Consider the following 13,547-nt stretch of genomic DNA (forward strand, 5'->3'; position numbering starts at 1 on the left):
GGCTGCATGGGGACCAATGCAGTGCGAGAGAACATGAGGATCATGCCCCCGAGTTTCACCTCAGCGAACTCTGGCTCCTGTACGCGCGCCGTCGCCCCGAAGGCATCGACCAGCAGGCGGGCTGCTTCAAGGACATCTGGGACGATGATGTCAATCTGGTTCAGGGAAACTGCTGTCACTGATTGCTCCCATCAAAAGCGGTTGCCCAAAGAGCAACCTAAAACTTATTGACCAGCTTAAGAGCAGTTCGATCTTAGACCTGCCATCTGACTCGAACCATTCGGAGCGCAGGACATAATCGGTCGTTTGTGACCAGGGAGCCCGCCATGCGCCGTGTGCGCCACCTCGGGCCCTGTCAGCCCGCCGCACGGCTCGCCACAACCAACCCGCTAGAGCGGCAGCCGCCCGTACGTTTCGGGCGATCCCCGGGGCGCGCGGGGGCGCCCACCTGGACACCCGGTTTTCCCGCCGACCGGATCCCGCCCGATATGCGAAGAGTTCCCCGCGCGTCAGGTGAAATCTGCGCTGCATCTCGACAACGGACACACCGGGCGGTTCGGGCCCCTGCCCCACGAGCCCACCGCAGGCCAGGGGCCCCTGCGCTGCCTCTCGACGGCGAAGGCCCTTGCCCACCGATCCGCGTCGTGACATAGTTCACCCATGATGCAGCAGAAGTGACCCCGTGGGTCCGACGACCCACCACCGGCCCTCCCCGCGCGCCCGTCTCGAGCACGGCTCGACGGGTGCCTCTGCGCCCACCCCTTTCTGCAGAAAGCAGTCACCGCATGCCTGACATCATCGAATTCCCCCTGCCCGCCTCGTCGGACGACCCCCACTGGCGGGCCTACTGCCGCCTCGGAGACGAGTACAACCACGAGCTGATCGGCACGACCGAGTGGGACGAGACCCCCACGGACGCGCTCATTCAGGCCGCCGCCGAGACCGACCACACGCTGCGCCGCTACCTGGCGTACGTCGACGGCGAGGCGGTCGGCTACGCCCGCGTCCTGATCAACCACGTCGACGACCCTGACGCGGCCGCCCTCAACGTCTACGTCCACCCGCGGCACCGCGGACGCGGCCACGGCCGCGCACTGGCCGAGCGGCTCGTCCTGGACACCGCCGGCCTCACCCGTTTCGAGACCTGGCCGCTGACGCCGCGGCCGGTGGCCGGGCAACGGGCGCTCACCCCGGCCAACGGCGCCGGCGTGGTGCCCGCCGAGCATCCGGGTGTGCGTCTCGCCCAGTCCTACGGCTTCACGCTCGTCCAGATCGAGCGGGTGAGCCGGTATGACTTCGCCGATCCGGGGATCGACCCCGCCGTCGCCCTGGCCGAGGCCGAACGCGTCTCGTCGGACTACGAGCTCCACGCCTGGGAAGGCGCGGCCGACGCGTCCCTGCAGGACGACCTCGCCGTCCTCAAGGCCCGCATGGCCACGGACGTGCCCTCCGGGGAACGCACCGTGGTGGAGCAGGTCTGGGATGCGGCCCGCGTGCGTCGCATGGATGAGCAGATCCTCACGACCGGCCGGCTCTTCCGCGCGGTGGCGCGGCACCGTGCCACCGGTCGGATCGTCGCCCTGAGCGAGCTGGTGGCGCCCCGCTCGCGCCCGGACGGGCTCATCGACCAGTGGGACACCATCGTGCTGCCCGAGCACCGCGGCCACCGCCTCGGCATGCGCGTGAAGGCGGCGAACCTCATCGCCGTCCGAGACGCGCTGCCCGAGGCTCGCGCGGTCATCACGTGGAACGCCGAGGAGAACCGGCACATGCTCGACGTCAACGAGGCGCTGGGCTTCCGGCCTGTGCTGGTCGAGGCGTCCTTGCAGGCGCCGGCGCCGCTGCGACGTCGCTGACGGTCCGCGACCTCGGTGCCGCCTCACCCCCGCTCGAGCGTCCGCTGGGCCGCCTCCCGCACCGCCCGCGTGAGCCGCACCAGGCGCGTCACGGGCAGCGTGGCCGCCTGCCAGTACAGGGGCACGAGGACGTCGTCGAGCCCGGGCACGCGAACCAGCCGGCCGGCGCGCACGTCCTCGACGGCCTGGGCGTCCACGAGCATCCCCCACCCCAGGCCGGCCCGGACGGACCGGTGGAACCCGTCGAACGACGGCGCCAGGTGCGTGGGCGGGGCGACGTCTAGCCCGGCGCCGCTCAGCGCGAGGCGCTGCAGGTCGTCCTTCGCGTTGTAGCGCATCATGGGCATCGCGCCGAGGTCGACGACGTCGCCCGCCGCATGCCGCGCGAGCAGGGCGGGCGCCACGAGCGGGACGTAGCGCATGCTCCCCAGCGACTCCGCCGCGCACCCCTGGACCGGCTGCGGCTCCGTGGTGACGGCGGCCAGCACCTCGCCGCGGCGCAGCAGCCGGGCGCTGTGGTCCTGGTCCTCGACGTGCAGGTCGAGGACCGTGTCGTCCCAGTCGGCGGCCTCCGCCAGGACGGGCCCGAACCACGTGCCCAGCACGTCGGCGGGCACGGCCAGAGAGGTGACGCTGCGCCCGGCCGCCGTGCGGCCCAGCCCGGCCCACGCCTCCTGTTCGAGCACCCGCATGTGCCGGGCCACGCGCACCAGGCCGACGCCGGCCTCGGTGGGCTCGCAGGGTGTGCCGCGCCGGAGCAGCACCTGGCCCACCTCCCGCTCCAGGGTGCGGATGCGCTGACTGACCGCGGAGGCGCTGACGCCGAGCTCGTACGCGGCCGCCTCGAACGAGCCCTCGTCCGCGATCGCACGCAGCGCCTGCAGCTGATCCAGGTTCATGAAGCAGAGCTTAGGCACCTGCAGTTCTCTTCGTTTGGCTCAGGCGTGGCCGGGCCCTAGCGTCCTCACCCATGTGGACCCTCGCCGGCACCGGCCTGCTCACCGGACTCGCCCTCATCGTCGCCATCGGCGCCCAGAACGCCTTCGTGCTCCGCCAGGGCGTGCGCCGGGAGCATGTGGGCGCCGTCGTGCTGGTGTGCATGGCCTCGGACGCCGTGCTGATCCTGGCCGGCACCGCCGGGGTGGGTGCGCTCGTGCAGGCCGTGCCGTGGCTGCTCGAGGTGCTGCGCTGGGGCGGCGCCCTGTACCTGCTCTGGTTCGCGGTCTCCTCCCTGCGTGCCGCGCTGCGCCCGCAGGGGCTCGTCGCCGAGCAGGCGCCGCGCACCGCGGGTTCGGTCATCGCCACCACGCTCGCGCTGACCTGGCTCAACCCGCACGTCTACCTGGACACCGTGGTGCTGCTGGGCAGCCTCGCCAACCAGCACGGTCCCGACGCGCGGTGGGTCTTCGCCGCCGGCGCCGTCGCCGCCTCGGTCCTGTGGTTCACCGCGCTCGGCTACGGCGCACGCCTGCTGGCCCGGGTGCTCGCCGACCCGAAGGCGTGGCGCGTGGTGGACGTGGTGATCGCGGTGGTCATGGCGGTGCTCGCGGTCCGGCTCATCGCCGGTTCCGGCGTGTGGGGGTGAGCCGACAGACGCCGGTTCTGGCGTCGGGCTGAATCAAGGTCGCTCAACGTCGACCCGCCAGAGCTGGGCTCGTGCGGCCTCCGCGAACAGGGGTGCACCGCACGGCACCAGCCGCTCAAGGACGTCCCTGACGGTCAACAGAGGATTCCGTGTCGCGCCCGCTTGGGCTGCGAGGGCCGTCATCACTCGAGCCGGGTCCAGGTCGAGCTGGTTCATGAAAAACTCATCCGGACTCTGCACCTCGATGTCGAAGGACTCAACGACCTCCCGCGGGAAGTCCTTCAGATTCGCCGTGACGATCAGGTCAGCACGTCCCTGGATCGCGGCGGCGACCACATGCCGATCATCGGGGTCCGGAAGATCAATCCCGGGCACGAGCTGCTCCCACCCCTCGACCCGCGCGTCGTCGAAGGCGGCGTCCATGACCCCGGCACGGTGACGCGCCGCCCCCGACGCACGCATGTCTGGATGCATCGCTTCCAGTGCGCGCACCGTCTCGTCGAGGATCCGCCCGCTCCATACCGGCCGATAGAGGCCCGCCTCGGCCAGATGCAGCAAGGTGTCCGCTTGGGCGATGGGCACGAGGACGCACGCGTCGAGCACCGCGCTGAAGCGCGCCACTACCCGCGCTCACCCCGGAGGTCGGCGCGAGCCTGACGCAACGCCTCGCGGTAGGACTCCGCCTTCTGGTCGTAGAGCCCCGCAGACGAGGCCTCCCCTACGAGGTCGCTCAGCGAGGCACGCCGCTCCCCGCGCTTCCGCTGCTGATAGGACACGACGTCTTGGAGCCGGATGCGTCGGTGCCGACCACCGGTCGTCCTCTCGTACGGCAACGCGCCCTCCTCGAGCAGCCTCACCAGCGTGGGACGACTGATGCCGAGGAAGTTCGCCGCCTCCTGTGTCGTGAGCAGCTGGTCGACGGGTGCCACCGTGATGGCCTTGCCCACCCGCATCGCCTCGACGACGTCCCGCAGGACGTTGAAAGCCTCTGGCGGCAGGGGGACCTTCTGCCCATCAGGGCCGACCAGGGCGGCCGGCTGCGTCAGGCCGTCGAGGAACCTGCCGACGTCGAGCATCTCCTCGAGGTCCGTCGGCGGCAGCACCGTGTGCTTGTCATTCACCGTCGCAGTCATGGAACAAGACTACCCGCGAAAACGAAAAATTCGCAGTTTCCTCTCGCGTCCGCTTCCCCGCTCCGGGGCGCTGCGTCAACCGCGCGCGTAGGCGAGCGACTCCTCGATGATCCCGACGACGACGGCCAGCTCTGCCTCGTCCCGCGGACCGTAGAGCATCCACTCCGTGCCGAAGTCCGCGTAGCCATGCGGTTCGAGCCATCCGAGCTCGGCCAGACGGACGCCGCGCTCGGGCGCCAGGACGAGGTGCACTGACGTGTCGTCCACCCCATGCAGGTGCACCGGCTCCCAGCGCCGGCCTGGTGAGAGGTTGACCTCCGGGGTGCGCTCCTCCGGCCGGCCTGTCAGGTGGAGGGCGCGCGACGTTGCTGGCGAGACGGTGCTGTGGCCCTCCTCGACGCCGTCGAGGGCGAACACCGCAGCGACCAGACGGCCCCACAGCTCCGGCGATGATCGCTGATCAAGCTGTCGGTGGGGCCCCTCGGTCGACGTCGCGGGACGACTGCCCGGCCGGGGATCGTCAGCGGTGAGCCGGACACGGGGGCTCGCATCAGGATCCATGCAGACGATCCTGACGGGGCCCCGCCGGCCAGGCAAGGCCATCAGGCCCCCCTCACTCCCCGCCCAGCTCCTCCCGGAGGATCCGCGCGCCGGCCACGAGCGCGGCGGTCTTGTCCCGCGCCACGGAGCGAGCCAGCGGCGCCATGCCGCAGTTGGTGCTCGCGATCAGCTTGTCCGCGTCCACGAACTCGAGGGTCTCCCGGAGGGTCGCCGCGACCTCCTCGGGCGTCTCGATCTCGTCGCTCGCCACGTCGATCGCGCCGACCATCACCTTCTTGCCGCGCAGCAGGCCGATGAGCTCCGCCGGCACCCGGGAGTGGTGCCGCTCCAGGGCGATCGTGTCGATCGTGGACTCGCGCAGCAGCGGGAACGACGTCTCGTACTGGCGCCACTCCTCCCCGAGCGTGGCCTTCCAGTCGTTGTTCGCCTTGATCCCGTAGCCGTAACAGATGTGCACGGCCGTCTCACACGTCAGGCCCTCGGCCGCACGCTCGAGCGTCGCCACGCCCCAGTCGCGGACGTCGTCGAAGAACACGTTGAACGCGGGCTCGTCGAACTGCACGACGTCGACGCCCACCGCCGCCAGCTCCCGCGCCTCCTCGTTGAGGATGCGCGCGAACTCCCACGCGAGCTTCTCGCGGCTGCCGTAGTGGCGGTCGGCGAGGGTGTCGATCATGGTCATCGGCCCGGGCAGGGTCCACTTGATGGGCCGGTCCGTCCGGGCGCGCAGAGCCTTCGCGTCGTCCACGAACACCGGCGCCGGCCGGCCCACCTCCCCGACGACGGTCGGCACACTCGCGTCGTACCGGTCGCGGATCCGCACCGTCTCCCGCCGGTCGAAGTCCACACCGCCGAGGTGCTCGATGAACGTGGTGACGAAGTGCTGGCGGGTCTGCTCGCCGTCGCAGACGATGTCGATGCCCGCACGCTCCTGATCGGCCACGGCGAGGGCGAGCGCGTCGAGCTTGCCCTCGCGCAGCTGCTCCCCCTCGAGCTTCCAGGGCGACCAGAGCGTCTCCTCCTCGGCGAGCCAGCCGGGCTTCGGCAGGCTGCCGACGAGGGCGGTGGGGATCAGGGTGGTCATCGGGTCTCCTCGTTGTCTCGTGCGGCGTGGGCGGCGGCCCAGCGCTCCAGCAGGTCGCGGTGCGGGCCCACGAAGTGCTCCTGCGTGTACTCCCCCTGCTCCCGGCCGAGGCGGGCCCGCTCCTCGCGGTCGTAGGCGATCCGGGTCTGCGAGAAGTCGCCGTGGTCCAGGCGCGGCCGGTACACCTCGCCGGCCCCGGCGTTCGCGTTGTAGATCTCCGGCCGGTAGATCCGCTGGAAGGTCTCCATGGTGGCGATCAGCCCGGCCAGGGAGAGGTTCGCGTGGTCGTTGAGCAGGTCGCCCCGCGAGTAGAACGCCAGCGGCGCCACGGCCCCGCGCGGCAGGAAGCACCGGATCCCCAGGCCCATCCGGCCGAAGTAGCGGTCCGTGCGGGAGGGTTCGTCCTGGCGGTACTCGACCCCGAGCACCGGGTGCTCGTTCGTCAGCCGCCGGTAGGTGCGGCTCGTGGACACGCTGATGCAGATCACGGGCGGCTGCGGGAACCGCTCCCGGTACGCCTGCGAGTCCAGCAGGTGCCGGAACAGCCGCCCGTGCAGGTCGCCGAAGCCGTCGGGCTCCTCGGTCCCCGGCGACGTCACCGCGTGCGCGGGCAGCACCACCGAGAAGTCGTGGTCGCGGACGTAGGAGGAGAAGTTGTTCCCCACACTGCGGCCGAGCACGGCGCCCGTCGCACGCTCGACCACCCGCACGTCGAGCATCTCCATGAGCGGGAAGTCGACGTCCGCGCCGTCGTCGGCGGTGAAGTGCACGTCGATCGAGACGATCTCGATCCGCGCCGTGTAGCGGTCCCGCTCCGGGTTGTCCCAGGGGGCGAGGTCGTTGAGGCGCCCGTCGATCATGGCCAGGGCGGCGCGCAGGTTCTCCCGCCGGTCCGTGCCGCGGGCGAGGTTCGCGAAGTTCGTGGTGGCGCGCGTGCTGGCGGCGGGCGTGTAGTCCTCGTCGAACGGCGTGGTGTGGATGCTGAACGTCAGGTCGTCCACGCGGGTGGGCGCGGTGCTCGGGACAAGGGTGGCGTGGCTCATCGGGTCCTCTCCGGGGTGCGGGCGCGGGTGGTGCGGTGGTGGGCGGGGGCGGGACGGGGCACCGCGGACGACGGCGGCGCCCCGCGGCCGGCGGCGACGCGTGCGGCGCACTCGAGGCCGGCCTCGAGGTCCGCCTGCAGGTCGGCCACGTCCTCGATGCCGACGGAGAGCCGGACCAGGTCCGTGGGGACGGCCAGGGGCGTGCCCCGCACGGAGGCGTGGGTCATCTCGGAGGAGTAGCAGAGCAGCGATTCGACCCCGCCGAGGCTGACCGAGAGCGCGAACAGCTCGGTGGCCTCGGCGAACGCGCGGGCCGCGGCCTCTCCCCCGGCCAGCCGGACGGAGACGATGCCGCCGAAGCCGTCCATCTGCCGCGCGGCGAGCGCGTGGCCCGGGTGGTCGGGCAGCCCGGGGTAGAAGACCTGGGCGACCTCGGGGCGGCCCTGCAGCCAGCCCGCGAGCGCGGCGGCGTTGGCGCCGTGCCGGTCCATGCGCAGGCCGAGCGTCTTGAGGCCGCGGGCGGCGAGGTAGGAGTCCTGCGGGCCGGCGACCGCACCGGCGGCGAACTGCTGGTAGGCCACCGCCTCGGCCAGCGCCCGGCCGCGGAACTCGCGGTCGGCCACCACCACGGCGCCGCCGAGCACGTCCGAGTGCCCGCCGATGTACTTGGTGGTGGAGTGCACCACCACGTCCGCGCCGAGGTCGAGGGGCCGCTGGAGGTAGGGCGAGGCGAACGTGTTGTCCACGACCAGCAGCGCGCCGGCGTCGTGGGCGATCTGCGCCCAGGCGGCCAGGTCCGCGATGCCGAGCAGCGGGTTGGAGGGCGTCTCCACCCACAGCAGCGCGGTGCGGCCGGGGCGGACGGCCGCGGCGACCGCCGTCGGGTCGGTGATGTCCACGGGGGTGTTGGACACGCCCCACGGCTCGAGGACGGTGGTGATGAGGCGGTGGGTGCCGCCGTAGCCGTCGCCGCCCAGCACGATGTGGTCGCCGGGGCGCAGCACGGCCCGCAGGAGGGCGTCCTCGGCGGCGAGCCCGGAGGCGAACGCGAACGCCCGATCGCCGTGCTCGAGGGCGGCGAGCTGGGTCTCGAAGCCGTTCCGGGTCGGGTTGGAGCCGCGGCTGTACTCATGCCCAGCGCGCAGCACGTTGATGCCGTCCTGTACGAAGGTGCTGGTCTGGTAGATCGGCGGCACCACGGCGCCGGTCAGCGGGTCGGGCTCCTGGCCGGCGTGCACGGCGGTGGTGGTGAAGCCGCGGACGGCGGGACGGGAGACGGAGCGGGTGGTGTGGTGGACAGCGGTCATCTCAGCGCACCTCCTGGGTGACGGCGGCGGTCTCGGGGACGGCGGGCGTGGTGGCGGGGACGGCCGGCCCGGCGGCGGTCACCACGGCCAGGGCACGGTCCAGGTCCGCGATCAGGTCGTCGGGACACTCCAGCCCGATGGAGAGCCGGACGGTGGTCTCGGCGATCCCGGCGTCCTCGCGCTGCTGCCGCGTCAGGCGACAGTGCGTCATGGTCGCCGGGTGGGAGACGAGGGACCGGGCGTCGCCGACGTTGACCACCAGCTGGAACAGCTCGAGCGCGTCGAGGAACGGGGCCACGGCCTCGGGGCCGCAGGCCAGGTCGAAGGAGAACACCGAGCCGACGCCGTCCGGGAAGTCACGGGCGGCCAGCGCCGCGCTGGGATGCCCGGCCACGCCGGGGTGGTGCACCCGGGCGACGGCGGGGTGCCCGGCCAGGTGTTCGGCCACGGCCAGGGCGGTGGCGGTGTGGCGGGCCACGCGCAGGTCGAGCGTCTCGAGCCCCTGGATGAACTGCGCCGCGCTCGCGGCGGCGAGGGTGGGGCCGAGGTCGTGCAGGAACTTGCTGCGGGCCAGCGTCAGGTAGGCGCCGCGGCCGTGCCGCTCGACCAGCGTCTGCCCGCCGTAGCGGGCCTTGGGCCGGGCCAGCTGCGGCCACCGGTCCGGCGCCGCGCCGTAGTCGAACGTGCCGCCGTCCACGATCGCGCCGCCGAGCACCGCGCCGTGCCCGCCGAGGAACTTGGTGGCCGAGTGCACGACGACGTCGGCGCCGTGCTCCAGCGGCCGGTAGAGGGCCGGCGTCGCGAGGGTGCTGTCCACCACCACGGGCACACCGGCCGCGTGGGCGAGGTCCGCGAGCGCGGGCAGGTCCGGGAGGGTGGCGAGCGGGTTGGTGATGGCCTCGAGGAAGAACGCGCGGGTGTCGGGCCGGACCGCTGCGGCCCACGCGGGCGGGTCCGCCGGGTCCGCGAAGGTGACCTCGATGCCGAAGTCCGCGAACGTGTCCGTCAGCAGGTCCACGGTGCCGCCGTAGAGCTGGCTGGAGGCGACCAGGTGCTTGCCGCCCTGCAGCAGCGCCAGCAGGGACAGCGCGACGGCGGCCTGGCCGGTGGCCGTGGCGATCGCGCCGATGCCGCCCTCCAGTGCGGCGAGGCGGTTCTCGAACACCGCGACGGTCGGGTTGCCCGTGCGGCTGTAGGTGAAGCCGGGGGTCTCGAGCCGGAACATCGATGCCGCCGTGGCGTGGTCCGGGAAACGGAACGCCGTGGTCTGGTGGATGGGCGGGACGACCGGCCGGTGGGGTGCGGCGGGCTCGTAGCCGGCGTGGACTTGCTGTGTGGCGTGACGGGGCATCTGCTCTCCTCCATCGGTCCTGGCGGTAGCACCGGGCCTGCCGTTCCCGGGGGTCCGGGTGCGGCGGGCGGGTTGCTGCGGCGTCGTCGAGCCAGATCTCTCGGCCGCTCTGGATGGGTGGTGAGCCCATCCCACGCGGCGGGCCGCCGCGAGTCCAGCGGACGGCCGGCTCGCGCGTCATATGAGCCGCCACCGCGCCATCCAGGACCGGCCGGAGCCTCTCCGGGGCGCGGCGGGCCGAGGCAGACCCGTGTGACGGACTGGCGTGGAGGGGGGTGTGTGTCAGACTCCCGGACATGACACAGAGCACACCGGGCGGACCGGCCACGGACCTGCCCGACTTCCGGCCCTCGGGCAACCAGGGCGTGGACCCGGCGCTGTACGAGATCGAGAACGCGGCCATGGACCGCGAGGGCGCCCTCTGGGCGGCACTGCAGGAGGCGGCGCCCTGGACCGGGCGGACGCTGCTCGACCTCGGTGCGGGCACCGGCTTCTGGCTGCCCCGCTACGCCGACGCGGCCGAGACGATCGCCGTCGAGCCGGACGCGCGCCTGCTGGGGGCCGCCCGCGCCCGCCCCGGCGGGGCGCGCGTGCTCTACGGCTCGGCCGAGCAGATCCCGCTGCCGGAGGCGAGCGTCGACGTCGTGCACGCCCGGTTCGCGTACTTCTTCCCGCACCCGCGCTGGGACGTCCGGCCCGGCCTGGACGAGGTCACCCGGGTGCTGCGGCCCGGCGGCGCGCTCGTGGTGATCGACAACGACACCGAGCGCGGCCAGTTCGCCGAGCTGCTGCGGGCGAGCACGAACGCCGCGGCGCAGGGCCAGGACACGTACGCCCGCGAGTGGTGGGCCGGCATCGGGGCCGAGACCCGCGAGGTCATGAGCTCGTGGACCTTCGACTCCCGCGCCGACCTCGAGGCCGTCCTGCGGCTGGAGTTCGAGCGAGGGGTCGCCGACGCGTGGCTCGCCGAGCACCCCGCAGCGACATCACTGAGCTACGGCTACCTGCTCCACGTGTGGCGGTGAGCACGGACCCGCGTCGCCAGACGCCTGCCCCCCGCGGCTCTGACACTGGGACGCCCCCGCTGCCGGAAGGACGGGCGCGGTGGCTGGTCGCCTCCAACGCCCTCGACGCGGGTGGCCGGTCCGCCACGGACGTCGCCCTGGACGTCCTGGCGGTGCTCCTGCTCGGCGTGGGCGCCGACGGCATGGGCGTGCTGATGACGCTCTCCGGGTTGGGATTCCTCCTACTCGGCGTGCCCCTCGGCATCGTGGTGGACCGACACCTCAGCCCGCGGCTGCTCGCGGCCACCGGCCTCGCCAAGGCGGCGGTGCTCGGCTCGCTCGTCGCGGCGTGGGCGCTCGACGCGCTCACGTTCGGTCACCTCGCCGCCGTCATGACCCTGCTGGGCGTGCTCACGGTGCTGGCCGAGACCACCCAGACCGCGCTCGTGCCGCGCGTCGTGCCGGCCACCGCCGTCGCCCGCCTGACGGCGCGGCTCGAGTCCGCCGACGCCGCCCTCGTGTTGATCGTGCCCGCCGCGGCGGGCGTCCTCGTCGGGTCGCTGGGCGCAGGGCCCGTGCTCGGCATCGCGACGGCGTTCCTCTTCGCGGCGGCGATCGTCGCGCTCCGGGTGCGGTTGCGGCCCTCCGCCGCGGCGGACGTCCCGGACGACGACGGGGACCCCGGCGTCGCGGACGTCCTCTCCCGCTGGGCCCGGTTCGGGAAGGACGCCGCGGAGGGGTGGACGGTCCTGCGGCGCACCCCGGTCCTGTGGCTGCTGACGATGGGGTCGGTGGCCGCCAATGTGGGCATGGCCCTCTTCGCCCCGGTCGAGGCGGTCTGGATCCTGACCGACCTGCGGCTCGGGCCGGAGTTCCTGGGCATCCAGATCACCGCGGGCGCGGTCGGGGCACTGACGGCCTCGTCCCTGGCGGGCCGGGCCATCGACCGCCTGGGCGAGCGCCGGTGCATCCTCCTCGGCTCGGTCGGCTGCGCCGTGGCCGTGGGGCTGCACCTGCTGGCCTACGCCGACCGCGCTCATGCCGGGCCGTGGCTGCTGGCCGGCGCCGCCCTCTGGGGGTTCATGGTCCTGCTCGGGAACATCACCCAGGCTGCCGTGACCGCCCGCGCCTGCCCCGAGGGCACGCTCGGGCGGGTCACCGCGATGCGCCGCACCCTCACCCGGGGCTCCGTGCCGCTGGCGACCCTCGCGGGAGGTGCGCTCGGGGCGACGCTCGGGGTCGGCTGGGCGCTCGCGGGGTGGCAGGTCCTGGCGGTGGTCTCGCTGGCCGCCGTCGTGCCGGCCGCGCGACATCTCGGGCCGAGGACGGCTGAGCGCTGAATCCGCGCGACCGATGCTCCTTGCGCGGGCCGTCCGGAATAAGGACGACCCGCGTAGAGAACGTCGGCCCGGCGCGGGACCACCCCGCCGCGCGTCCAGCCCGGCACCCGGCTGGCCCCGCTCAGCCTTCCTGCGTGATGCGCAGGGTGCGCAGGCGGCGGTAGAGCGTCGCCCGGCTCACCCCGAGCGCGGCGGCGGCCCGCACCTTATTGCCGCCGGCCGACTCCAATGCGTCGATGATCGCCTCCCGCTCGGCCCGTTCGAGGCCCAGGAGGGGGACAGTCCCTTCCCCACGGTGTGATGCGGGCAGCTCAGCCACCGTCACACGGCCGCCCCCAGCCCTCCGCCCAACACGGCCCACGACGTACTCCAGCTCGACCAGGTTGCCCGGCCAGTGCTGCTGCGCCAGGACGCGCACGGCCTCCGGGGAGAACATCGGCGCCGAGGCGCCGTGCACCTGGGCCGCCATAGCCGCCAGCAACGCCGGGAACTCGGCGAGCCGACGGCGCAGCGGCGAGAGCTGGACGCGATGCTCCGTCAACGCGAGCACGGCCGAGACATCGGTCGTCGGCTGCACCTGGGCGGTCATGACAATCCGGCACCGCCCCTGTCGGAGGGCTCGTCTCAGTCCTGGCAAGAGCCGAGGTTCCAGCGCGTCGACGTCGTCAACCACCACCGGCGGGCCGGGCCGCCGCACGAGGGCCTCGAGCCCCCGTAGCCAGGTCGTGTCCTCGGGGGTCTGGGCGCGGCCGACCTCGAGTATGACGGCGTCGGGGCCAGCGATCCTCCGGGCGGCCGCCGTGCGGCCGGAGCCGGGCTCCCCGATCACGCTCACCGAGCCCCGTGCCTCGCGGGCCGCTTCGACGGCCGGAGCCCAGGTCCCGCGCCCCGCCCCCGGCGTGGGACGCGGCGTGGTTTCCGTCGCGGCCCTCTCCAACCGCATCAGGGTCATGCCAGACGCCTCGGACACGTCCGCGACGCTGAAGCCCCCCGCCACGCCCACATCGCCACCGTCGAGCTCCCCCCGCCGCGCTCGCACCGCCAGGGCCCGCAGCTCCGATCCGTCGAGACACCGCACCAACCGCTCCGCCGCGGCATTCAGGAGGATCGACTCCTCACCCACGCCCACCACGGCACTACCCCGGCCCCGGGTGAGGCGGCGGAACTCCGTCAGAAGCCGCAACTCGTCTGCGTACGTGGCCGCGCCTAGGGCGTGTCTGAGAATAGATGCACGAGTCAGCTGAGACCCTGGGGACATGTCCCGGTTCCAGATGCTCTCCGAC

Annotated in this window: 13 protein-coding genes; 4 read left to right on the plus strand and 9 right to left on the minus strand. The window is 73.0% G+C overall.

What is annotated here, in order from left to right; translation table 11 throughout:
* Window positions 1-785 precede the first annotated feature (785 nt).
* Complete coding sequence (locus tag KVS67_RS10600; RefSeq protein ID WP_217565322.1) at window positions 786-1,856, plus strand: GNAT family N-acetyltransferase; 1,071 nt, start codon at window positions 786-788, stop codon at window positions 1,854-1,856.
* Window positions 1,857-1,879: 23 nt separating this feature from the next.
* Here KVS67_RS10600 and KVS67_RS10605 read toward each other — a convergent pair whose 3' ends face one another.
* The gene (locus KVS67_RS10605) at window positions 1,880-2,755 is read right to left on the minus strand and encodes an ArgP/LysG family DNA-binding transcriptional regulator (protein ID WP_217565323.1); all 876 of its coding nucleotides are present in this window, start codon (window positions 2,753-2,755) and stop codon (window positions 1,880-1,882) included.
* Between the two features lie 71 nt (window positions 2,756-2,826).
* Between KVS67_RS10605 and lysE the strand changes: the two genes are divergently transcribed.
* Window positions 2,827-3,441: an L-lysine exporter gene (gene lysE / locus KVS67_RS10610; RefSeq protein WP_036314948.1), complete on the plus strand. Its 615-nt coding sequence runs from the start codon at window positions 2,827-2,829 to the stop codon at window positions 3,439-3,441.
* A gap of 33 nt (window positions 3,442-3,474) precedes the next feature.
* Here lysE and KVS67_RS10615 read toward each other — a convergent pair whose 3' ends face one another.
* The 7 genes from KVS67_RS10615 to KVS67_RS10645 all read right to left on the minus strand — a co-directional run bounded on the left by KVS67_RS10615 (window position 3,475) and on the right by KVS67_RS10645 (window position 9,920).
* Window positions 3,475-4,062 carry a PIN domain-containing protein gene (locus KVS67_RS10615; protein WP_217565324.1) on the minus strand — a complete coding sequence of 196 codons (588 nt, stop codon included), beginning with the start codon at window positions 4,060-4,062 and terminating at the stop codon, window positions 3,475-3,477.
* Window positions 4,062-4,574, minus strand: coding sequence for a helix-turn-helix domain-containing protein (locus KVS67_RS10620; RefSeq protein WP_036314943.1), 513 nt, complete (start codon window positions 4,572-4,574; stop codon window positions 4,062-4,064). Before KVS67_RS10620 ends, KVS67_RS10615 begins: the two co-directional genes overlap by 1 nt.
* Before the next feature lie 75 nt (window positions 4,575-4,649).
* Window positions 4,650-4,991: a luciferase family protein gene (locus KVS67_RS10625; protein WP_036314941.1), complete on the minus strand. Its 342-nt coding sequence runs from the start codon at window positions 4,989-4,991 to the stop codon at window positions 4,650-4,652.
* 196 nt (window positions 4,992-5,187) lie between these two features.
* Window positions 5,188-6,219: a methionine synthase gene (locus KVS67_RS10630; RefSeq protein ID WP_036314939.1), complete on the minus strand. Its 1,032-nt coding sequence runs from the start codon at window positions 6,217-6,219 to the stop codon at window positions 5,188-5,190.
* Window positions 6,216-7,262 carry a putative oxygenase MesX gene (locus KVS67_RS10635; RefSeq protein WP_051995257.1) on the minus strand — a complete coding sequence of 349 codons (1,047 nt, stop codon included), beginning with the start codon at window positions 7,260-7,262 and terminating at the stop codon, window positions 6,216-6,218. The genes KVS67_RS10630 and KVS67_RS10635 overlap by 4 nt, the downstream gene beginning before the upstream one ends.
* On the minus strand, window positions 7,259-8,569 hold the full coding sequence (locus KVS67_RS10640) for a cystathionine gamma-synthase (RefSeq protein WP_036314936.1): 1,311 nt from the start codon (window positions 8,567-8,569) through the stop codon (window positions 7,259-7,261). The genes KVS67_RS10635 and KVS67_RS10640 overlap by 4 nt, the downstream gene beginning before the upstream one ends.
* A gap of 1 nt (window position 8,570) precedes the next feature.
* Complete coding sequence (locus tag KVS67_RS10645; RefSeq protein ID WP_036314933.1) at window positions 8,571-9,920, minus strand: O-acetylhomoserine aminocarboxypropyltransferase/cysteine synthase family protein; 1,350 nt, start codon at window positions 9,918-9,920, stop codon at window positions 8,571-8,573.
* A gap of 296 nt (window positions 9,921-10,216) precedes the next feature.
* Here KVS67_RS10645 and KVS67_RS10650 point away from each other — a divergent pair, with 296 nt between their 5' ends.
* Both KVS67_RS10650 and KVS67_RS10655 read left to right on the plus strand, forming a co-directional pair.
* Entirely contained in the window at window positions 10,217-10,945 is a 729-nt protein-coding gene (locus KVS67_RS10650) for a class I SAM-dependent methyltransferase (RefSeq protein ID WP_036314929.1), read from the plus strand.
* Window positions 10,942-12,264, plus strand: coding sequence for an MFS transporter (locus tag KVS67_RS10655; RefSeq protein WP_223247479.1), 1,323 nt, complete (start codon window positions 10,942-10,944; stop codon window positions 12,262-12,264). Before KVS67_RS10650 ends, KVS67_RS10655 begins: the two co-directional genes overlap by 4 nt.
* A 121-nt stretch (window positions 12,265-12,385) precedes the next feature.
* On the opposite strand, the gene KVS67_RS14420 is transcribed toward KVS67_RS10655, so the two are convergent.
* Entirely contained in the window at window positions 12,386-13,387 is a 1,002-nt protein-coding gene (locus tag KVS67_RS14420; RefSeq protein WP_217565325.1) for a helix-turn-helix domain-containing protein, read from the minus strand.
* Window positions 13,388-13,547 lie beyond the last annotated feature (160 nt).

The sequence above is a fragment of the Micrococcus sp. GbtcB5 genome, assembly GCF_019091605.1.
Classification (GTDB): Bacteria; Actinomycetota; Actinomycetes; order Actinomycetales; family Micrococcaceae; genus Micrococcus; species Micrococcus luteus.

What these genes read in the sequence shown, in the direction of transcription:
- KVS67_RS10640 (WP_036314936.1), bottom strand. Translation starts at nt 8,569, where the DNA reads ATGACCGCTGTCCACCACACCACCCGCTCCGTCTCCCGTCCCGCCGTC.
- KVS67_RS10650 (WP_036314929.1), top strand. Translation starts at nt 10,217, where the DNA reads ATGACACAGAGCACACCGGGCGGACCGGCCACGGACCTGCCCGACTTC.
- KVS67_RS10600 (WP_217565322.1), top strand. Translation starts at nt 786, where the DNA reads ATGCCTGACATCATCGAATTCCCCCTGCCCGCCTCGTCGGACGACCCC.
- KVS67_RS10620 (WP_036314943.1), bottom strand. Translation starts at nt 4,574, where the DNA reads ATGACTGCGACGGTGAATGACAAGCACACGGTGCTGCCGCCGACGGAC.
- lysE (WP_036314948.1), top strand. Translation starts at nt 2,827, where the DNA reads ATGTGGACCCTCGCCGGCACCGGCCTGCTCACCGGACTCGCCCTCATC.
- KVS67_RS10645 (WP_036314933.1), bottom strand. Translation starts at nt 9,920, where the DNA reads ATGCCCCGTCACGCCACACAGCAAGTCCACGCCGGCTACGAGCCCGCC.
- KVS67_RS10630 (WP_036314939.1), bottom strand. Translation starts at nt 6,219, where the DNA reads ATGACCACCCTGATCCCCACCGCCCTCGTCGGCAGCCTGCCGAAGCCC.
- KVS67_RS10605 (WP_217565323.1), bottom strand. Translation starts at nt 2,755, where the DNA reads ATGAACCTGGATCAGCTGCAGGCGCTGCGTGCGATCGCGGACGAGGGC.
- KVS67_RS10635 (WP_051995257.1), bottom strand. Translation starts at nt 7,262, where the DNA reads ATGAGCCACGCCACCCTTGTCCCGAGCACCGCGCCCACCCGCGTGGAC.